18 protein-coding genes and 1 pseudogene are annotated in these 20934 nt (G+C 66.5%); 9 read left to right on the forward strand and 10 right to left on the reverse strand.

Annotated elements, in window-relative coordinates; genetic code table 11:
- The first annotated feature begins 340 nt into the window (after positions 1-340).
- Positions 341-868 (forward strand): hypothetical protein, encoded by a 528-nt coding sequence (locus LV79_RS29565; protein ID WP_253841571.1) that lies wholly within the window; start codon positions 341-343, stop codon positions 866-868.
- Between the two features lie 487 nt (positions 869-1355).
- Here the strand turns inward: LV79_RS29565 and LV79_RS29570 are convergent, their stop codons facing one another.
- The 7 genes from LV79_RS29570 to LV79_RS29600 all read right to left on the reverse strand — a co-directional run bounded on the left by LV79_RS29570 (position 1356) and on the right by LV79_RS29600 (position 7066).
- Positions 1356-2555: a site-specific integrase gene (locus LV79_RS29570; protein ID WP_253841572.1), complete on the reverse strand. Its 1200-nt coding sequence runs from the start codon at positions 2553-2555 to the stop codon at positions 1356-1358.
- The gene (locus LV79_RS29575) at positions 2555-2779 is read right to left on the reverse strand and encodes a helix-turn-helix transcriptional regulator (RefSeq protein ID WP_253841573.1); all 225 of its coding nucleotides are present in this window, start codon (positions 2777-2779) and stop codon (positions 2555-2557) included. The genes LV79_RS29570 and LV79_RS29575 overlap by 1 nt, the downstream gene beginning before the upstream one ends.
- Complete coding sequence (locus tag LV79_RS29580) at positions 2776-4374, reverse strand: replication initiator (RefSeq protein ID WP_253841574.1); 1599 nt, start codon at positions 4372-4374, stop codon at positions 2776-2778. The genes LV79_RS29575 and LV79_RS29580 overlap by 4 nt, the downstream gene beginning before the upstream one ends.
- Positions 4371-5783, reverse strand: a complete 1413-nt coding sequence (locus tag LV79_RS29585) for an FtsK/SpoIIIE domain-containing protein (RefSeq protein ID WP_308208972.1) — start codon at positions 5781-5783, stop codon at positions 4371-4373. Before LV79_RS29585 ends, LV79_RS29580 begins: the two co-directional genes overlap by 4 nt.
- Before the next feature lie 386 nt (positions 5784-6169).
- Positions 6170-6484 carry an AMED_5909 family protein gene (locus LV79_RS29590; RefSeq protein WP_253841576.1) on the reverse strand — a complete coding sequence of 105 codons (315 nt, stop codon included), beginning with the start codon at positions 6482-6484 and terminating at the stop codon, positions 6170-6172.
- On the reverse strand, positions 6481-6687 hold the full coding sequence (locus LV79_RS29595; protein WP_253841577.1) for a hypothetical protein: 207 nt from the start codon (positions 6685-6687) through the stop codon (positions 6481-6483). The genes LV79_RS29590 and LV79_RS29595 overlap by 4 nt, the downstream gene beginning before the upstream one ends.
- A gap of 16 nt (positions 6688-6703) precedes the next feature.
- The gene (locus LV79_RS29600; RefSeq protein ID WP_253841578.1) at positions 6704-7066 is read right to left on the reverse strand and encodes a plasmid replication, integration and excision activator; all 363 of its coding nucleotides are present in this window, start codon (positions 7064-7066) and stop codon (positions 6704-6706) included.
- 202 nt (positions 7067-7268) lie between these two features.
- Between LV79_RS29600 and LV79_RS29605 the strand changes: the two genes are divergently transcribed.
- Positions 7269-8012, forward strand: coding sequence for a DUF5919 domain-containing protein (locus LV79_RS29605; RefSeq protein ID WP_253841579.1), 744 nt, complete (start codon positions 7269-7271; stop codon positions 8010-8012).
- A 9-nt stretch (positions 8013-8021) separates the two neighbouring features.
- Positions 8022-8489, forward strand: coding sequence for an NUDIX hydrolase (locus LV79_RS29610; protein WP_253841580.1), 468 nt, complete (start codon positions 8022-8024; stop codon positions 8487-8489).
- Positions 8490-8536: 47 nt separating this feature from the next.
- Here LV79_RS29610 and LV79_RS29615 read toward each other — a convergent pair whose 3' ends face one another.
- Positions 8537-9103 carry a hypothetical protein gene (locus tag LV79_RS29615; RefSeq protein WP_253841581.1) on the reverse strand — a complete coding sequence of 189 codons (567 nt, stop codon included), beginning with the start codon at positions 9101-9103 and terminating at the stop codon, positions 8537-8539.
- 364 nt (positions 9104-9467) lie between these two features.
- On the opposite strand from LV79_RS29615, the gene LV79_RS29620 reads away from it, so the two are divergent.
- Together LV79_RS29620 and LV79_RS29625 are read left to right on the forward strand one after the other, a co-directional pair.
- Positions 9468-10796, forward strand: coding sequence for a helix-turn-helix domain-containing protein (locus LV79_RS29620; RefSeq protein ID WP_253841582.1), 1329 nt, complete (start codon positions 9468-9470; stop codon positions 10794-10796).
- A 62-nt stretch (positions 10797-10858) separates the two neighbouring features.
- On the forward strand, positions 10859-11170 hold the full coding sequence (locus LV79_RS29625) for a helix-turn-helix domain-containing protein (RefSeq protein ID WP_253841583.1): 312 nt from the start codon (positions 10859-10861) through the stop codon (positions 11168-11170).
- A 236-nt stretch (positions 11171-11406) separates the two neighbouring features.
- Here LV79_RS29625 and fxsT read toward each other — a convergent pair whose 3' ends face one another.
- On the reverse strand, positions 11407-13920 hold the full coding sequence (fxsT, locus tag LV79_RS29630) for an FxSxx-COOH system tetratricopeptide repeat protein (protein ID WP_253841584.1): 2514 nt from the start codon (positions 13918-13920) through the stop codon (positions 11407-11409).
- Positions 13921-14957: 1037 nt separating this feature from the next.
- On the opposite strand from fxsT, the gene LV79_RS29635 reads away from it, so the two are divergent.
- From LV79_RS29635 to LV79_RS29650, 4 genes and pseudogenes are all read left to right on the forward strand, one after another.
- Positions 14958-15158, forward strand: coding sequence for a hypothetical protein (locus LV79_RS29635; RefSeq protein ID WP_253841585.1), 201 nt, complete (start codon positions 14958-14960; stop codon positions 15156-15158).
- Between the two features lie 161 nt (positions 15159-15319).
- The gene (locus tag LV79_RS29640; RefSeq protein WP_253841586.1) at positions 15320-18724 is read left to right on the forward strand and encodes an NACHT domain-containing protein; all 3405 of its coding nucleotides are present in this window, start codon (positions 15320-15322) and stop codon (positions 18722-18724) included.
- Between the two features lie 366 nt (positions 18725-19090).
- Complete coding sequence (locus LV79_RS29645) at positions 19091-19780, forward strand: hypothetical protein (RefSeq protein ID WP_253841587.1); 690 nt, start codon at positions 19091-19093, stop codon at positions 19778-19780.
- A gap of 62 nt (positions 19781-19842) precedes the next feature.
- Positions 19843-19962 (forward strand): annotated as a pseudogene (locus LV79_RS29650) (ATP-binding protein); the annotation flags it as partial.
- A gap of 248 nt (positions 19963-20210) precedes the next feature.
- Here the strand turns inward: LV79_RS29650 and LV79_RS29655 are convergent.
- Entirely contained in the window at positions 20211-20927 is a 717-nt protein-coding gene (locus LV79_RS29655; protein WP_253841588.1) for a pentapeptide repeat-containing protein, read from the reverse strand.
- Positions 20928-20934: the final 7 nt, after the last annotated feature.

Consider the following 20934-nt stretch of genomic DNA (forward strand, 5'->3'; position numbering starts at 1 on the left):
CCCGGTCGCAGAGGGACAGGGCGAGGAAACCGGCGGTGAGGTCCAGGCGGCTCCGCGCCGGTCTAGGACATGCGCTCGCCGCGCGGCAGGTCTCCAGGATGGTCGGCGGAGCTTGTGCGCGGCGGTTCGTCGGGGGACAACCCGCCATCCCGTCGACCTCCCAGAGGGCTACCACGGTGGCCCCAGGGGCGCAGAGCACGGGCTGCACGGCCGCCGGTGTCCATCGAGGGCTGCGCCCCTGGGGCCACCGTGGTAGAGCGAAGCCAGGTCGACGGGATGGCGGGAAGCCCCCTCCTTGTAGAGTGTCTCAAAGTCGAGGGTCGTTCGAGGAGGGTCAATTATGCAATCTTCCGGCAACCCGATCCCATACAGCGCGAACGTGGTGTCCGAATGGCTTGATGGCCTCTTTGACGGTACGCCAGTTCGTCAACTCTGGCCCCTTTTTTCGCCGTCCTTGCGCACCATTTACGCACAGCAATGGCTTTATTTGCAGGGTCGAGATCGCAACGATGGCGTGGTAAAGGCTCTATCGTTAGAGGATGCCAACGGAACTCTGGCCCAGCAGATGTTTTCCGACTATTCGGCGCACTGGAAGTCTGTCTACTCTGACCTTTCCTCCGGTCACGCATTCTGGGACAAGGCCGACCTCGTCGGGCCCGACATGGAAATTGTGGTCGCATTTGCGCGTATTCATCAGGGGTTCTATTCTGCCGGGAAATCGCTACCTGCGCATTCCTTTATCGTGATCTTTGATGAAGGAATCTGGCGGATTGCAGCACTCGCGCGGCGGATCCCTGTGCCCGGCTGGCCACCGACAGAGCAAATCATACCGGGCCTGCTAGGCGACGGACCTAGCGTTCACGAGTAGCCACGCGACATGAAACTCCTACCGGTGCCCCCATGGCGAGCGGTACAGCAGTCGAGTGCAGCAGCACAGCAGCCATGGAACGACCGCGAGCGGTTCTGGGCACCGCCGTACTGACCTCTACGACCTGCGGGAACGAGGTTGTCAGTAGTTCATACCGGAGGGGTCGTGCACAGCTCGTGGCATGCAGAGTCTGCGCAGAACGCCTCCGGCAGACACCTGCAAAGGACGAGATACGTCCGCAGAGAAATCGCAGGCCGGGACGACTCTGCGGGTAGGACCGCGTGGTCACGGCGGGGCCGAATAAGGGCAAGGGGTCGCAGGTTCGAATCCTGTCAGCCCGACGGTCGAAGCAACGCCCCTCGCTTGCGAGTTTTCGCAGGTGAGGGGCGTTCTTTGTGTAGGGCATCATGATCATGGCTTGATCCACTTCGGACGGTCTTGGGGACCGTTTGGGGACCGTGGAGCACTGCATGGAGTCGACATGGTCCTAGACCACCCGCAGCTGGGGTGTCCGGGGTGCGTGCAGGTGGGCGGAGAGCAGATCGCCCGCGTCCGTGATCGACTGCTTGTCGGGGTGGATGTAGCGCTGGGTCGTGGTGAGGGACCCGTGCCCGGCGATCACCCGCAGGACGTGCACCGGAACACCGGCATCGGCCAGCCAGGTGATCCCGGTGTGGCGCAGGTCGTGCCTGCGCAGGTGCTCGTAGCCGAGGTCGGTCACCACCTCGTCCCAGTGCGTGGCATCCCGTAGAACAGCGGTCGTGATACGCCCGCCTCTCGGACCGGTGAACAGCCGCGCTTCCGGATCGCGATCGACCTCCGCCATCCGCCGCTCGATCATGTCCCGGATCTCGACGATGATCGGCACATCCCGCGCCCGCTTGCTCTTGGTGCCCTTGTCCGCCAAACCGCCTGGCCCCGGAGTTGTCTGTCGCCGAACGTTCCAGATCCACGACGTGGTGTCGATGTCCTTCACCCGACACCCCGATGCCTCACCGATACGTGCGGCTGTGCACCCCATGAACTCGATGACGTCGCCCCAACCATCGAACTTGCCGGTCGACTTGGCGACCAACGCGTCCGCGAGTCGCTTCAACGCGTCCCAGCTCGGCAACGCCAACGAACGCGGATCATCAAGCTCATCCTCCGCTTGGCGGTAAACCTGCTGCCATCCTCGCACCTGCGCCGGATTCCGATCGACGATCCCGTCCCGCTTGGCTTGCTCCATTACACGAACCAGAACCGCGAGCGAGTTCTTCACTGTCGATCGACTGCACTCATCCGCGATCCATCCCATCACCGCGCGATCCGCCGCCCCATTGGTCACCATGGCGACCGGGATGTGCCCCAGTGTCGGAACAACCCGCTTCCGCCACCCCGCCATATACGGATCACGCGTCTTGAGTTCCAACCCCCTCAACGCAAGGTCCATATTCGCGTCGCCATACTCCGACAACGACACCACCGCTTGCTGTGGTGACAACCCCCGTGCAGCAGCGTTGTCCATCGCGCTAATCCACGCCGTGGCCTCATCCTCCGTGGCGAAGGACTCGGAGATCGAATCCCGCTTTTTCGTCGCCGGATCGGTCCACCGCACCCGCGCCTTGAACGGACTGGCCCGGTCTGGCCGGTGCTCGACGTTTGACCTGATCTTCACCCCGATCGGCAGGTTCACCCGGTCCGCCATCAGGCCGCCACCTCCCCGGGATCCACTCGCCTAACGCGCAACCACGACTCGACGTCATGCACCGAGTACATGACTACCCGATCCGAGACCCGCACGAACGCAGGCCCCTGGAACGGTCTCAGCGTCCGCCACCGCCGGACGGTCGACGCATCCACGTGCAGCAACTCCGCCAACTGTTCCGTGGTGTACCAGCCGCCGTCTACCAGCCGAAGTATCGCACTCACGCCGCCACCCCCGCATTTGCTGAAAGTTCTGACCCTGGTGGCCCCTGCGCGGCCAAGAGCGCCCGGTCATACTCAGCCCGCCATGTCACCCGTTCTGCGATGGCGCGCATGACGAGGTGATCTCGGGGTGGTGCATTGCGGTCTCCGGGGGCGAGCTTGCGCCAGACCAGCGCCGAGGTATCTCGTGCCTGTTTGACGATGCCGACCGCTGCCAGCGTGTCTGCCACGAACGCTGATCGGTCGGCCCGATGGTCGGCGAGGGTCTTGCCCGACCACTTCCGCGACACCAGCACCCGCCGACCAGGCAGGCCGAGGGTGGTGCGGCGATGGGCGCGGCCCTTGCAGTGCCCCGGGGTGGTCCTAGAGGTGGCTCCGAGGGGTTGGACGCCGTAGAGGAGCCAGACCGCGCAGCGTGGCGAGCAGGGAGTCACTGTCAGTTCCGCGTGGAGTCGGTCGTGGTGGTCGCGTTGAGTGTGGGTGTCGGCCTGGACCACCTCGCCTGTTGATTTGGTGAGGTACTTGGTCAGGTAGCCGACATGTCGTCCGGCTTCCTCGGTGCCGCCCAGGATGCCCTTGGAGTGCACCTGCGGACCGAAGGTGGCCACGTGTGCCGGGGCCTGTACCTGGTCGAGTGCGTCGGCCCAGGTGGTGAGCGGCTGTCGCGTGTCCGGGTCGACGAATCCGGTCGTGTCCGGGGACCACACCGGTAGGTGGCCGCCGCTGTAGATGGGCTGGTCGTGGGCGGGCCACCAGACTTGGAGGTAGGTGGCTGCGGTGACCTGTCGCAGCACTTCGTGTGACACGGTCCCCCGGAACGCTGCGTGCAGATGTGGTGCCGCGCGTCGCTGGGGTTCGACGGTGGCGAAGTACTGCACGTCCCAGCCGACGACGCGGCGGAGGTTCTGCCACCACCGATCGATCAGAGAGGCGAAGTGGACCGCGTCTCGGGCTGCCCGCCGGTAGTCATACCGGTTCGGGTTGACGGGGGAGCCGTCGGAGCGGACGGGCCCGTAGGTGTCGCAGGTGAGGGTGACGAACATCGAGGGCCGGAACCCACCCGCGTACTCACGACCTACCGTGCGCTTCTCCACCCGCCGCCGAGGCAGGTTCGGCGCCTCCTGACGCCTCTTGGTCGACCGCACCGGGGCGCGCTTGCCCGCGCCATCGGGGTTGGGCAGTCGACCACGGACACCGAGCTGGTGGAGTTCGGCATCTACCGAGCGGATCTCCTCCCGCAGGTCATCCGCGTCGGCACCATCCGATGACTGATAAGCGGCCACCAGGTCAGCCCGCAGTTCCGTGAGCGCCTGGTGATCACTGGTCGGTGTGCTCGTGGCGGTGGTGGGTTCCTCGGTGAGGTGCCAGCCTTCCCGGCACTGGGTCATCCGCAGGGACCGAGCCTTGCGAGCGCACGGCAGGCACACTGACTCCACAGTGGAGCCACAAGGCACCCCGATGTACCGCACGGCACCGGTGTCGGAGTCGGTGACCTCCATGGTGAACGGGCGGGTACACACGCCGTGTTGTTCGGCGGTAGCACGGATGACATCACGCGACAGTGGGCCTCTGGTTGGAAGATCGACCACATTGGTCATGCCGCCGCACCTTCTTCCGGCTCCCGGCTGGGAAGGTGCACGATGGTGGCCGACGTGCCGACGATGTAGTGCCGCAGCTCCACCAGGTGCCCGTCGGTCACCTCGAACGCCCGCGCCCGCACCGGGTCCCGCTGTCCGTCGACCTTCACCCACGCGACACCAGGCGTGGACTCCGGGATCTCGTGCGCGGTGGCGCCCCGTGCGCGCACGCCGTCGCCCAGGACCATGTCCACCTGGGTGTGTTCGTCCAGGCGCATCGCGACACGGGTCGGGAACAGGTTCCGGAACGGCACGACCTCCTTGCGTGGGTCCTGCACGAACGCCAACACCCCGAAGCCCGGTGCCCGCCCCTGGGACGTGATCGTCTGCAACGCCGCCTGTGCCCGTTCCTTGAGCCGCTTGTCGGTCTGGTAGGCGATCAAGTCCGCCAACTCGTCGATCACCAGCAACGTGAACGGCTCCCCAGTCTCCCGAGCCCACAACCGCCGCAACCCTCGATACGACGCGGCTCGTTCCCGCACCTCAACGGCCACGCTTTCGAGCAGAGTCACCGCGGCTTCACCGTTGTCATAGGCGACCCGGTCGAACAGCTCCGGAACCTGTCCCAACTCCATACCGCCCTTGGGATCCACGCCCACCAAGCGCACAGCGCCTGCCTTCACCATGGGCGCGAGCTGCCAGAGCATCGACCACAACAGCGAGCCCTTACCCGCTCCGGTGACCCCCACGGTCAGGATGTGGCTGCCCAAGAGCCGCAACCGCCACGGCTTGCCCATCTCGGTGCGACCGATGATCACCCGTCGCAGGTCCGTCTCAGTGGCGCCCAACGCAGGTAGCGGAACTGAGGCCGCCAACGGGTCGGAGTGAACAAGGTCCAGTTCCAGCACTCCAGGGCGCACGACCCGCACCCGACACGATCGAGACCCAAACGAGTGCGCCAAGCCCGACGCCCGCGCTTCCCACTGCTCCGGCGCCTGCCCCCTGACCATCCGCACCCGAACCCGGTCACGCCACCCCTCCGACCGGACCCGCTTCAACCTAGGCAGATGTTCACGCCGCCCCGCAGTCCCGGTCAGGTTCGACAGCCGCACCACCGTCCGCCACTGCGACGCGTACACCACCGCCCGCCGGTACTCCGTCCGCGCCCACCGCAACCACCGCGCATGTGTCTCGTGATCCCGCCACCACCACACGGATTGCGCAAGTACCAGAACCACCACCAGGCCGCCGAGAACCCACGGCCCCAACCACACCCGCGCTGTCTGGCCCAGCAAGAACGCGGTCGCTGTGACCGGGTAGTACCAGGCGAACCGCACCAGCTTCGCCGTCAACCAGACCGCGAACCACGCCAACCCGAACGGCAACAGCACCAGCTTGGCCCTACCCGGCAACAAGGTCCACCACGGCAACCGGGGCCGAGCCACCTCCAACGGAGCTGGGTCAACCCACCTCCCCCCGCTATTCATCACCAACCACCCCGCACCGAGGTGTGCACCGGAGTCCCGATAGTGCTGAACTCCAACGCCAGCACGCCCAGGCACGCCGCACACTCCGTGTCACCGGGCAGCATCCGAGCGAACCGCTTGCACTTCCCGCATCGCGTCCGAGGGAGTCCCCTTGCGGAAACACCCCGATCATCACCTACGATTGCCATTGTCTGCTCCTGCGAGTGGACAACACAGAAGCGGAGCGGGCCGCCAAACCTAGATCCGCTTCTGTGTCTACTTCCCCTGTGCCGCCGTGAAGGCATGCGGCATCGCCACGCGTGCTTGCGCATGGCGTGTCCCTTGTGGACTTATGGCTTGTAGTAGCTACTTGGGTCGATCCGTGTTCCCGAGTCGGTCAACCTCCCTTCCCAGTCGCGGGCGATGTAGACCTCCGCCAGTGCCTCGTTCATGTGCCGGGTGTCGGTCTGTGCGATCGCCTGGAACACCTCTTGGCACCAGCGGTAGAACTCGATCCACTCCGCCCGGGGTGCGTTTCGTCGTGGTCCGGGCGATACGTAGGCCCGTCCGGCGGTCAGTGTCTCCGGGATCGGAGCCCGTGACCGCCACGAAGGGCGCTGGGAGATCACCGGGCGTTCTTCGCCGGGAACGATCTGGTCGCTCACGGGGTCTCCCGGGGGCTGGCTGCTTCGAGCTCGGCCCGGCCGGTCGCGATCGCTTCCGCGAGCATGTCCAGTGCGGCCCGATCGACGATGAGGACCACGGGGAAGGCTTTGCCAAAACGGATCTCGACCCGGTCCGCGAAGGGCAACGCCTTCGCTCTGATGGGTAGGTCATCCGTGACGTTGACGTGGACCATGTCGCGCATGTCTGTCTCTAGTCGCTCACGCCGCCGTCTTCTGTTCGCCAGCCGGTTTGCGGCCGGTAGTGGGCGCACGCATCCCGGTGGCGCGGAAACTGTGGGCGATCCGCCCCTTAGCGTTGGCATAGGGGGTCACCGTCAGCCCCTCGAACTCGACTGCCGCGAACGGGAAGCCGTTGGCCTTCTCCGGCGGTACCGGCTGGTGGTCGGCGGTCACCTTGACCTTGAACTCGGCACCGAACCGTGCTGCGTCCTCGTTCGCGTCCAGTGCCCGCACGATCCACACGAGCTGGCCGGTTTCCTTGTCCCGTTCCTGCTGCTTGGGCGCGGCCGGGTTGTCCGAGAACGCCATGGACGGCTCGACACCGAGCACGAACGCGCCCACAGGGAACACCTCCCCGAACTGGACCTGAAACCGCGTGGGGATGACTGGCATGATGCTGTTCCTCCTGGTCAGGTGCCCGGGCCTGTTCCCGGCATACCTAACTTTCGTCCACAATGGAGGACGGGAGCACCGCATGGCGGGACATCTACGGACGTCTCGTGCTAGCTTAAGACGTCCCTAAACGTCACCGGAAGGGGTGACCATGGCCAACGAACGACTCAGAGACGCGCTGCTCAGGAGCGGTCTTGACATCAACCAGGTCGCCAAGGCCACCAACGTCGACCCGAAGACGGTCGAACGTTGGATCACCCAAGGACGGACGCCGTACCCGCGTCACCGGCATACGATCGCGTCCATGGTCCGCGAGACCGAGAACTATCTTTGGCCCGACGCCGTGGCTCCCGAGCGCAAGACCGAGATCGGCACGTCAGAGGTGGTCAAGCTCTACCCGCACCGCCACTCGGTGCCTTCGGAGACCTTTGACCGGCTGTTGGACGGTGCCACCCGGCACATCGAGATCCTGATCTACGCAGGCATGTTCCTCGCCGACAACCCCCGCTTCATCCGCAGCTTGCAGGCCAAGGCCGCAGATGGCGTGAAGGTCCGCATCCTGGTCGGTGATCCCGCAGCACGAGCCCTGGCCCAGCGCGGCGACGAGGAGGGTATCGGTCGCGAGGCCATCCCGGCCAAGGCCCGCAACTCGCTGGCGTTCTTTCGGCCGCTCGCCGACGCCCCGGGCGCTGAGATCCGGGTTCACGGCACCACGCTCTACAACAGCATCTACCGCTACGACGATGACATGTTGGTCAACATGCACGTCTACGGGTTCGTGGCTGGGCACGCTCCGCTGCTGCACCTGCGCAGGCTCTCCGGCGGGGACCTGTTCGAGACTTACTCGGAGAGCTTCGACAGCGTCTGGGGCTTGGCCAAGCCCCCTAAGTGGTAGGAGACCTGTATGGCCCGCACCGACTTCTACCACGACCCGAATGCGCCGACGCCGAACAGCATCGTCGTTGCCGTCACGGCATACATCACCAACGCCGACGGGCAACTCCTGCTGATCCGGCGTACCGACAACGACCTGTACTCGATCCCCGGCGGAGCGTTGGACGTGGGGGAGACACTGACACAGACGGTGGTTCGTGAGGTCAAGGAGGAGACCGGCATCGATGTCGAGGTGACGGGGTTGGTTGGGATCTACAGCGACCCGGGCCACGTCATCGCCTACGCCGATGGTGAAGTCCGGCAGGAGTTCTCGATCTGCTTCCGCGCGCAAGAGACCGGTGGGGCGCTGCGCACCAGCGATGAGAGCAAGGAAGTCTTGTGGCGGCCGCTCGATTCCCTTGACGGGCTGAACATCCACCCGTCTATCCGGCTCCGGATCAGTCACGGCAGCCAGCAACAACCGCCGTACTTCACCTAGCCGGTGCTACACCGGGCGACGACTCTCCCGGCGTAGCACCGGCGTGACTAGGCGGTGTGCTTCTGGAGCCAGTCCAGGACCACGTCACCGAGTTGGACGCCGCTCATGCCCTCTAGGTCGTCTGTGGACAGTGGTGCCGTCACGGTCACTGCGGTTTTGTCGTGGAAACGGCCGTACACGCTGACTCTCGGCTCGCCCGGTTCGTCGGTTGCGTCGAGGTGCAGTGAGGTGTCTAGCAGGCTGTCACGCCACGCGAGGAGCTGACCGCACGATTCCGCGCGATCACCGGACACGAAGATCTCCACCCGACTGGACGGGCTCTTGGTGCTGAACAGGTTCACGCTGGCGACAGCCAACTCGTCGTGCCAGTAGAGGTGGTTGCGCACGACGTGGTTCAGGCGTGTCAGTTCGTTCCACACCAAGTTCGGGACGGTGATGACTGTGACGTCTGCCCGGTGGTACTGGAGCCAGCGGCACGCCTCCACGATGCGCGACGATACGGCGTCGAACTCGTCGATTTCAGCGCCCGTGCCGAGGGTGCCGTCCTCCACGCTGCTGCGGACCATGGCCGCGAACTTGACCAGGTCGTCGAGTTCCTCGACCAAGGACGGCACCCCTGGTGGCCATGGTGGCGGATTCTCCGAGGGCGTGGTGTTCCTCCTCCACCTACGAGGTAGGTCCTCCTGCGCTGAGTTCACGTGTGCTCCAAATGGTTGACGGTTGGGCAACCAAGGGTGGAGACGGGTGGCGGACCGATGCGAGACCACCGTGTGTCCCGCTGGTGGCCATCTCGCCAGGTCGCGGGGCTGAATCCTGACCGGGATGTGTGCCGAGGGTTCTCACCGGGTGATATGACGGTCATATAGGGCCGGTGTATCGGTCTGGTTGTGGCGTGACCGGCGACCCCAGCCGTTGTTACCGTGGGTACCTGGCTGGCTACCAAGGGCGTGACCAGCGCTGATGCGGAAGCAGGCAAGCATGAGCACCTGGGGTAACCCCAACGACAGACCCGATCCGGCGATCTGGGACCACCCCGTCATGCGGTCCGCCTTGGCCGAGCGCGACATCGTCACCGTCTATCGCACCTTGAAGCGGCACGGTGTCTCCCAACGTCGCATCGCGCACCTGACCGGTCAGGCCCAGCCCGAGGTCTCTGCCATCGCGCGTGGCCGCCAGGTCCTGACCTATGACGTCCTGGCCCGCATCGCCGACGGCCTGGGCATCCCCCGTGGCCTCATGGGCCTCGCTCACACCCCGACTGTGGAACCTTCCACCAGAGAGGCGGTGCCGACAGTGCCCGACCGTCGAGAGTTCATGGGCCTCTTGGCCAAGATCGCCATGGGCGCCACCCTCACCACCGCGGACTTGGCTCTCCTCAGCAGTCCCGCTGTCGCCACCCCTGCGCCGTCCCGTGTTGGAGCCACCGAGGTCGACCAGCTCCGCGAACTCACTCGCGTGCTGTGGACCCAGGAACAACAGTTGGGCGGAGGCGCTGTCCGAGACGCCGTCATCGCCCAACTCGGCTGGGCGCGGTCGTTGCTCAACGCCGCCCACACGGACCAGGTCGACCACCAGCTCCGCGCCGTTCTCTCCGACCTCTTGGCGCTCGCTGGCTGGGCCTCACAGGGAGTCGGCCTCTCTGGCGCCGCCCTCCGCTACACCGGCCAGGCCCTGGCCACTGCCCGCCAGGCCGACGACCCCATGCGCGAGGCTCTTGCCCTCAACCAGATCGGCCGCATCTACACCCATTCACGCCACTACACCGAAGCCAACAATGCTTTCACTCTCGCAACCTTGTCCGCCGACCAATCCAACTCCGGCGAAACCCAAGCCCTCGTCCTTGCCTCTCACGCCCGCGCACACGCGGACTCCGGCCACCCTTTCCGCGCTGTGGACACACTTATCCGCGCAGAATCAGCCCTCACTAACACCGACGACAACCTACTCCCGCAACCCCGCACATACACCTCAACACTCCTCACGGGCGAAACCGGCCTTATTTACACCACCCTTGCCACCAGGCAACCCGCCTACGCCACCCAGGCCATCGACACCCTCACCGCAGCCACCAACCAGTCCCACACGCTCCGTGCCAAGCGCCTGGCCTTCCTGCTCACGGACCTGGCCACCGCCCACCTCACCGGCGGAGACCCGGACACCGGAGCCCAGCTCGGTCACCAGGTCGCCGACATGGCATCCCACATCCGCTCCAACCGCCTCGCCGAACGACTCGACATCCTGCGCGCCGCCACCGACCTGCACCCGACGAACCCGCAGGTGATCGAACTCGGCCACCGCCTACCTTGACCGTGAATCCGACTAGCGCCCCCGACGACTGGGTAGCTGTCGCGCAGACAATCAACGAGCGCATGACCTTCCTCGGCCTGCGACAACGCGAACTAGCTGACCGCTCGCACGTATCCCAGGCTGTTGTCCGAGAAATACAACACCGCACCATCGAGCGCCGGCGCAGCACCCGCACCCTCGAAGCAATCTCCACAGCACTCGGCCTACACCCCGACCACCTCGACGACGTCCGCCAAGGAAATACCCCACGCCCGGCGGATGCGATCGAGGCAGATCCTGTGCCATCTCAACTGCGCTCGATCGAGCAGCAACTCGCCCTCATCGTGGACATGTTGGGCGACCTCCAGACGTGCAAGTGCAGATCAACCCACTAGCCAGCGCCTTCCCCGGCCAGAGCTTGTCCCCAACCCTGCTGAACTTGCCTCTATAGGATCAAGGGCCGCGCCGCCTACGCGGCGCGGCGCTGTCGTGCCCGCCCGGTCCCAGCGCGGTCCGGATCCATCGCGCCAAGGCGCGGGCTCCCGCTCCGCTCCGCCCGCGCTGGCGCGCGGCCCAGCCGGCGTAGTGGTCCGGCCCCGCGCCACCCCACGCAGACGGCGCGGCCGAGCCGTCAGGAACGCCGCATCTCATCAGCGATCTTTCGCCAGTAGGCGATGTTGCTGCGGATGGTCAGGGTGTCGGGGTGGCCAGCACCCAGAATCCGAGTGCGGTCGGTGAGCAGGGCCTCGAACTCGTTCAACGCTTTCTGCGCATCTCCGGTTCGTCCCCGCCAGGAGGCGATGTTGCTGCGGGTCGTCAGGGTGTCGGGGTGGCCAGCACCCAGAACCCGAGTGCGGTCGGTGAGCAGGGCCTCGAACTCGCTCAACGCCTTCTGGGCATCTCCGCTTCGTCCCCGCCAATAGGCGATGTTGCTGCGGGTGGTCAGGGTGCTTGGGTGATCGGCACTCAGAATCCGGGTGCGGTCGGTGAGCAGGGCCTCGAACTCGCTCAACGCGCCCAGTACATCCCCGGAATCAGCCTGCCAAGCGGCGATGTTGCTGCGGGTGATCAGGGTGTCGGGGTGATCGGCACCTAGAACCCGGGTCTGGTCGGCGAGCAGGGCCTCGAACTCGCCCAACGCCCCCGGTACATCCCTGGTTCGTCCCCGCCAGGAGGCGATGTTGCTGCGGGTGGCCAGGGTGTCGGGGTGATCAGCACCCAGAACCCGGGTCTGATCGGCGAGCAGGGCATCAAACTCACCCAACGCCCCCAGCGCATCCCCCGACTCACCCCGCCAAGACGCGACGTTGTGGCGGGTGAGGAGGGTGCTGGGGTGATCAGCACCCAGAACCCGGGTCTGATCGGCGAGCAGGGCATCAAACTCACCCAACGCCCCCAGCGCATCCCCCGACTCACCCCGCCAAGAGGCGATGTTGTGGCGGGTGGCAAGGGTGTAAGGGTGATCAGCACCCAGAACCCGAGTCTGGTCGGTGAGCAGGACTTCGCACTCGCCCAATGCCTCCAGCACAATCCCGGTTCGTCCCCGCCAGGAGGCGATGTTGTGGCGGGTGAGCAGGGTGCTGGGGTGATCGGCACCCAGAACCCGGGTGCGGTCGGGGAGCAGGGCCTCGAACTCGGCCAGCGCCCCCAGCACATCCCCGGAATCACCTCGCCAGGAGGCGATGTTGTGGCGTGTGAGCAGGGTGTCGGGGTGATCGGGTCCGAGGTGGGTGAGGGTAGTGGCGTACAGGGTGGTGAAGTGGCCGAGCGCGGCGGTGACCTGACCCGCCTCACCCAGACTTTGCCCCACACGGAACACAACTGCGTGCGCGTCCGGGGAGAACAACAGCGGGCCCGCGATCGCGGTCAGGGTAGTGGTGTTGGCGCGTAAGGCCATCGCGAGGCCGGTGTCTATCTCGATTTCCGGCCACACCTCCCACAGCGCGTCCGCGGCGACCCGGGCATGGTCGGTGAACTGGCCGCTGGGAGTGGCCTCGCGGGTGGCGCGTTGGGCCAACGAGTGGACACGGATCGAGCCCGGACCGGTACCGGTGGGGGTGTCGAGGGTGATCAGGCTGAGCCGTTCCAGCCGCCCAAGAGCATCCCGCGCGTCGTCCTCGGACACGAGGGTGCCCCGTGTTGAGGACAGGTGTTCCAGGACCGGGGGTGCGGTCAGGACCGGTAGTGGAATGCCGTTGGGGTCCAGGACCGAGGCGATGTGCATCAACGGCCCCGCCACCCCCACCGGGTCCAGGGTGTCGGCAAGTTCGATCGACAGTGACCAGGTCACTGCCACCGTCCGGTCACGGCCCTCGGGCAACTCCCGCTCCGGCGGGAACAGCGACGACAGCCGCCGGTCCCGGTCACGCCACCGCCGCAGATACTCACCACAGGTCAGGTTCCGGTCGGCCATGTAGGCCCCGGCCTGCCCCACCGCCAGCGGCAGATGCCCCAACTCCTGAACCACCTCGTCCACGCCGTCGAGCAAGTGCGGGCGGTCCGCCAGCACCCCGGTCAGGCACGCCCGCGACTGCTCCGGGGTGAACATCCCCACCGCGACCGTGCGCCGCCCGTGGCCTTTCAGGGCCGCGTCCTGTCTGCGTGTGGTCACCACCACCCGCCCATTGGTCGACGGCGCAGGCCACAGGCCGTGGACGTCCTGGGGGTCCCACACATCATCGAGGACCAGCAGCCACGACACCGGGGTCTCGGCCAGCCACCCCAGCACCCAGCGCACCGCGTCCGGCGGGTCACGATCGACCCCGCTCAACCTTCCCGCCAATGCGGTGTAGGCCGAGACCACCTCATCGCGCGAGGCCGCAGGCACCCACGCCACCACCTCGGCCTCGCCACCGGCCCACACCCGCTCGACGAAGTCCGCCGCGAGCTGTGTCTTACCCGCACCACCCGGGCCGGTCACCACCACACACTCACCAGCAGCCGGCAACAGGCCCGCCTGATCCCGCTGTTGGAACCCCGCCGCCCGAGGCGGCACCTGCCCGAACCGGCACGGAAACCGCACCTCAGCCGCCGCTGGGCCATGCAGGTGGACACCGCCGTGGATGTCGCGAGCCTGCACGAGCTTGCCGGCGTTGTTGGCCACCGTGTTGCCGTGCACCGGCCGCTCCGGGGTGTCCTGGCTCATGTACCCATGATCGCCCACCAGCCCGTACGCGATACCCCCGCCACACCCAAACCCGCCCGGACCGGGGCTTCCTCTCGCCGCAATCATCTAACGCCGGGAGGGAGCCATCAAGGGCGCCTACGGCGTCGCTACGCGATGGAGCAAGCTCCACCCTTGACACCACCCTCCCAGCGCTAGAGCGGCCAGTGCGAGAAAGCGGGGACAACCAACCCCCACCAACTCCACCCACACCCTCGACTCACCCACAGGAACCACCAGGTGCGTAACACCCGTCGCGACCCGAGCAGAACCAAACCGCCCTCTGGGACACGCTTGGGACCACACGTCACACGCGACCATGCACAAGCAGCTCGCAAGCAGTGTCCTAACACGACAGGCAACGCGCCTGACGTGCACAGATATCAACTCTGATGAGCTGGGGGTCAAGGGGTCGCAGGTTCGAATCCTGTCAGCCCGACGGTCGCGACAACGCCCGTTGATCTGGATACTTGACCAGGTCAACGGGCGTTTTTGCATTCCCGTGACGATCACCCGACACTGTCCACTGTGGTCTCAACGAAGATCGACAACCCCATCCTGGGGGAATCCTGGAGCGGGCGGTCTCCGGTGTGATCAAAACACTGTTACAGAACCTTGTTGATCTACACCCTATGGGGTGTTGTGGCGAACTGACTTCATCCGCTCACGGTGAAGCTTCATCGCCCGGAACCGACCAGTTCTGCGGCGTCGGACATGCGGCAGAGGCGGGGTCGGGTCGGCGCGGAGTCGCGGGCGTCGAGCGGCTGGCTGGGGAGCGCTTTCGGAGTTGCGAGGACTCTAACGCTAGTACCGTAACCCTGCGGCGAAGGCGCAAGAGCACAAGCCGTCGCCCCGACATCTTGACCGCCTACTTGGGCAGTTGAACTGGTAGCACTTGCGGTCTCGGTCAGAGCGGGCGCCGGCAGCCAGGAAGTTCGAGATGACGCGCACAGCGCGATGGCGTTGGGCGCGATCGGAGCAGCAGGACGATTCGTGAAGGGAATCAAGGACTTCTTCTGATGAACGACAGCCACCCCGGTCGCTGCAAGGCACGGTTCTGGGCCATCGCGGCCGTGATCTATGTCAGCCTGGCCGTACTCGCGATCGTGTTCCTCCGCGACGTGTTTCCCGGTGTCGGTGGAGCGGTCGGAGCCCTCGGTGCCGCTCTTGTTCTCGCCGCCTGGACGAATGCCCGAGGCGACCGCGGCGCAACACCCTGACGCAGCGGGTGGCGCGAACGCAGACTGTGTTCGTGCCACCCGACGCGTGAATCTGTGCGTGCCGAACCTACGTCCGTGATTGCTAAGGCGCACGGTCTCGAACCCCACTTCGATGATCCTGGCGTAGGCGAGCGGGCCGCGACCGGTTATCGTGCACCGTCATGGCTGACTCAGCCGCGGTCAACGAGATCTCCGGCACCGTCATCGGCAACCCCGTCATGGCAGGGCGCGTGGATCATGTCCACCTGTACGCGGGTCGACCAGGCGCTTCGGACGAGGCGGGTTTGCGCCTGCGTGACGCGCTGCGGCGGGTCACGGTCACCGTAGGGCAGACGGCTGGGTTCCTCGTCGCACCGGGCACCGTGCTAGCCCCCGCGCGCTCGAGGGCACCCGGCACCGAGGTGTCGGTGCGTGGAGTCGGTGGGTCGCACGTGGTCGCTACAGTTCACCTCGAAGTCGCGGGCTGGGCCCTGCTGCACTTGTCAGCCGGGGATGGGTTCCACGGCGAGATCGGGGCATCGCCCGCTTCGGGCGACCTGCTGGAGGCTTGGGCACCGACACCGGACGGCGCCGAACTGCTGACGCTGGACCGCGGCGCGGAGGGGGCGGACGGTGTTCGACTACGCGGGCACGTCCCGGACTCGGCGATCGGCGCCCCGGTGCTCGACCAGCGCACCGGGGTAATCTGCGGCCTGCTCGATCGGGGCCCGCACCTTGTCCCGGTGACCCAGGTCGTGCGCCGGTTCCCCGCGCTCCTGCTCCCCGATGTCAACCCGGCGTGGCTCAGCTTGCTCGATGACGCCCGCCTGCGTGCGGGCGCGCACCGGTACCCCGGCGACGCCGTGCGCCGGTATCTGACCTCCGTGCTGCGCGCGGGCCACCGGCACCCCTACAGCCACCTCGTCGACAATGCGCCCTCCTTGTCGACTGTGTACGTGAGCGGGCGCGAGACCACGGCCACCACGTGGGAGCCGTCGCCGAACCGGGACCCGCGCCTGCACACCGTGGTGCGCGGTATGCCCGCCGAGGACATCCTGCGGCATCACCCTGGCGGCGCGCAGGTGGAGGGCGCACCGGGAACCGGGAAATCCAGCCTCGTGCGGCACTTGGCGGCCGACCAGGCGCGGCGGTGGCTCGACGGGGGAGCGGGCGAGTTCGTCCCGGTGCCGGTGTCAGCGGCGGCGTTCGCCCGCGGGCACGGCCTGCCCGACGCGCTGGCGCACGGGGTCGCCAACGAGATCAGCGTCGGTCTCGACCATGCCGAGCTTGTGCGGCTTTTCCGGGACGAGCCGATCCCTGGCGTGCCGTGGCTGGTGCTGGTGGATGGGATGGACGAGGTTTTCGACCCCGGCCGCAGCCGGGCGCTGAGGGCGATCGCCGACCACCGATTGGACTCGCGTTACCGATTCCTGGTCACCAGCAGGCCGCTCGGTATCGACCTCGCACAGGCGCTGACCAGTCCAGTGGGTAGCCGGTGCCCGACCTACACCATTGAACCGTTCAGTACGAAGAACCTGGTGAGCCTGGCCGTAGCCTGGTTCGAGGCACTGGGCAGGCCCGATCCGGCGGCGATGGCCGACCGGCTGGTCCGCGGCCTCGACGACCACCGGACTCACGAACTCGGCCGAATCCCGCTGTTCGCCACCATGCTGTGCATCCTGCTCGACCACGATCCGCAAGCCCGGCTGCCGCGCGGGCAGGACGAGCTGTTCGGGCGCTTCATCGACTGGGCCACCGGAAAGCTCGCGCACCCCGAGCACCGCCATAAGATCACGCGTGGTCTGGGCCGGGGCAGCGGGGTGGACGACGTGGTCGCGCGGCTGTGCGACCAGGTTCTGCCCCTGTTGCGGGAGATCGCCTACCAACGGCAGGGACTCGACGATCGCGTGCGCTCCGCGCCGGTGCTGGAACTGGCCGAACAGTGGCAGGGGATCACCTGGCCGGACGCGGTGGCGGAGCCGGAGCGACGCGCCATCCTGGCCGAGGTGCTGCGCTCGTGCGGGTTGGTCACCGAGCGGCGGGGCGGATTCCAGTTCCTGCACTACACCATCGAGGAGTACCTCGCTGCCGACCACCTCGCCGCGCGCTACCCGGCTGGTCCGACCTGGTCCAGTCCCGCGAGCCGCCGGTGGTTGGCGCCGAGGTCCGAGCTGCCGTGGCCACACCTGGAAGTGCGTATGTTCCTCACCGCGCGCTGGGCACGCTCCGGTGCGCGGGTCGACCCCGCGCTGCGGCGGATGTGGCGGCGCAACGGCCCGGCGAACGTAGAGTTCCTCGTGGAACTGGTGCGGCGCGGCATGGACTTGCCCGACGACGTGCATCGCGCCTGCGTCGAACACCTGCTGGCGCGGATCAGGCTTGCGGAGGGCAACGAGGACTGGCGGGTCACCATCCGCCAGTTGTGGATGATCGATCCTGCGGGAGCGGCGGCGGAGATCCGGACCATCGCCCGACGAACGGAGCGCGGGGACAGTGCGCGGTGGTGGGCGGCGGTGACCGAGGTGCACGCCCAGGACCCGGCGGGCGGTGTCGAGCTGATGCTCACCCTGGCCGCCGACCAAGCGACGCTGCCTACCAGACGACTGCAGAGCGCGGACCTGCTCGACAAACACACCTCCTGCGGCCCCCGTCTCCTGCGGCAACTCGCGCGCGACCCGGCGATGGGCGTACACCGGGTGCGGGCGGCCGAGTTGGCGAATGCACCAGAGGAGCTGGTGCGCCTGGCATACGCGACCTGGTCAGGCGCTCAGAACGCCCGGCAGGCGCTGCGGGCATTCCTGACCCGGCACGAGAACGACCCTCGGATCCATCTGACCGTCGCGGAACGTCTACGCGGGGTCGACCCCAGGTGGGCAGTCGAACTCGCCTACGCCCAGGTGAACCCCAGATATCGGGAGCCACCGATCGACCTGAGGCTGCGCGCGTTGGCCTTGCTCGATCGACTCGACGCCGAACGTGCCGGGTACGCGCGCGATCTGATGATCCGAGACCACACCGTGCCCGATGAGGTCCGGCTCGACCTCGCTCTCCGGGTCGAGCCCGCGGCCCGCCGGACCGCGCTGCTGACCCGGATAGGGCTGCGTCGGGGCCTCGCGGCGGATCTCAAGACGCGGGTGGGGCACGCGGTGGCGGAGTTCGACCGCGCGGCGGGCGCCCGGGTACTTGGCGACGTCCTCGACAGCTGTGTGCTCGACGACGACCGGTACCTGGAGGTCGTCCTGGCACTGCGGGACAGCGACCCAGAGCAGGCCACTCATCGGGTCGCCGACCTATCGGTCTCGCCCACTCGATCAGCCGCGTGCCGACTGCGGGCGGCGGCGTACGTGGCAGAAGCGTTAGGGCAGGGAGAGATCTGTGCGCTCTATGCTGCCATCGCGGAGGCCGCAGATGGTCCATTGGCGCTCGGGGCGGCACGCGAACTGGTGGCACGGCTGCCCGAACCCGGCCGCGCACTCGCGGCCTGGGTCGCGAGAAAAGAACGGTTCTCCTCCGCAGTACGCCAGGACGCCGAAAGGCTCGCCTCCGGAGGCGAGCGTAGGATCGACCACATTCCGCCCGCAGGGTGAGAATGGTTGCGACTCTCCCAGATCAATCCAGTACGAATCGAAAGCCAGACCACTGGCGCGTACGATTTCCAGCCTTGGTACAACTGCCATGGCAACTCTGGTCGAGCGCACCAGCAGGTTCCTGATCCTCGTCCCACTCGCCACCAGAGACTCGCTCACGGTCACTTAGGCGGTCATCGCCGCCATCGGCGACCTCTCCGTGCCGACGTAGCTGGTTGCGTTGGACAGGGGCCGGAGAACGGCTGTTGATCACGGCGTGTCTTCGGGACGAACCCGCGCGGTCTCCCTGGAATCGTTCAATCGGCGGTCCTGTACGGGAGTCCGATGCCAACCTTATCAACCGTGATGCTGTCGGGAGCGTCATGCATGAACGGAGACCTCCGCACTCGTGCACCTGAAAGCTTCTCTGTGAACGGCTTCCGTTCGCTTGTCCAGGTCAAGGACGTTCCCATCAGTTCTCCGACCATCGTCGCAGGACACAACGACGGCGGCAAGACCGCGTTCGACCTCGACGAGTGGGAGCAGACCGAGTATGATCTCCCCGCCGAAACCCGCATCAGGCGGGTCGCTGGCAGTGAAGGCACAGTGCTGCAGTCCTGGACCTCAGTCCCCGCCGACACTCGGCTGATCGATCTGCCACAGTATAAGACTACGGATCTCAAGTCATTAGTACGGGAGTTCGGCCTGCAACCTGCGGGCGCGCGAATGGTGAACAATGTCGCTGCCTTCCGCGAGTACGCGAAGGCCAACACCTCTGGTGAAGCTTGGACTCCTGCGCCCAAGTGGCTTGACACCCGTATGCCCCGGCTTCTCCAGTTCGACGGCAACGCCGAGAACCCGGATGCCGCCGTTAAGCGGCACTCACTTCGCGATTTCACTCATGGTTCTCTACGGGCGGTGGTGGCTTGTTGCGCTCCGACGATCCACGTAGCTGCGGCGCCGCTGAGGGTGTTGTCTCAGTGTCGGCGTGCCCGACCGGCTGGCTTGATCAGCCGCGTGGGCGCTCGTGCGGGTCAAATCGTTTGGCTGAGGGCATCCTGTGACAGGGCAGGCTGATCGGCTAGTGGGGGTGGGTGTGTTGCGCCAAATGGGTCCGCTTCCGCAGGCGCGCGCACGACAGCGGTGGGCACGGGGTCGGGTTGGCGCTGGCCCGCAGGCTCGCGGAAGCCGAGGGCGGACGGCTGCGGTTGATGCGGACCGACCCGACGCGGTTCACCCTGGTGTTGTCGACCCGCTGATTCGCCCCGGCCAACGCCGCCCTGGCCGGGCGAGTCACTTGCCGCCGCGTCATCGCCCTGGTACTGGTGTGCCCGACAGCGGAGAACCATCACCACGGCGCGGACCGAGTGGCAGGGATGACGTTGAGGTCGCCGGTGGGTGCTCGTAGTGCCCACTCGCCGGGGCGCACCGCCTCCACATTTCGCAACCCGCAGCGCAGTGTGCGTCCTGTTGTTCTTGGTCCCAGGACGGTGTTGCCGCCGGTGGTTCAGGTGCTCGCGAGGTGGGCGAGTTCCACGATCCTGTCGTAGATGTCCAGCCCGGCGTAGGTCTTCCCTGCCCAGGTGGCGGCGGTGAACAGGACGTGCCGCTGCCCGTTGCGCAGTTTGAACAACAGTGATTCCAGGAACGACACAACCTGGACCTTGGCACGGGACTCCGGCCACGCCTCGGCGAGAGCGATCATTCTCGGGACGACAACATCGCCGTCCTCCACCAAGAAGGCGCCGGAAGTGGGCAACTTCTGGTCGAGTAGGTCGATGCCGCCGCGGAAGCCGACCCACACCAAGGTGGCGTCGCTGAAGTCGTTGCCCTCGAAACGATTGACCGTACGGCCGACAAGCCGAGCGTTCATCGGTGATATGGCTCCGGCGAAATTGGTCTCGCTGATCCGCCCGGTGAACACGCAGTCGATGAACTCGACCGTATCGCATAGCCACTTGACCAGGCGGCTATCACGGAAAGTGCACCGCTCGAACCGGGCCACTCCGGGAGAGAGCGCGCCGATGTGCGCCCCGTCGAACGTGCAGTCCACGTACTCGGTGTCATCGACGCCCGCCCCGAAGCAGGCCTGGCGAATTCTGATCTTGTCGAACGAACATCGGTCGAACCGCGCCGCCAGCCCGTTGAAGTAGTCCAGATCGAGACCCGCGAAGGACTCCTCCACATGGGACCCGCTCAGACTCAGACTCTTCGCTGACGACACGATCCGA

The organism is Actinokineospora globicatena (assembly GCF_024171945.1).
In the GTDB taxonomy this organism is placed as follows: Bacteria; Actinomycetota; Actinomycetes; order Mycobacteriales; family Pseudonocardiaceae; genus Actinokineospora; species Actinokineospora globicatena.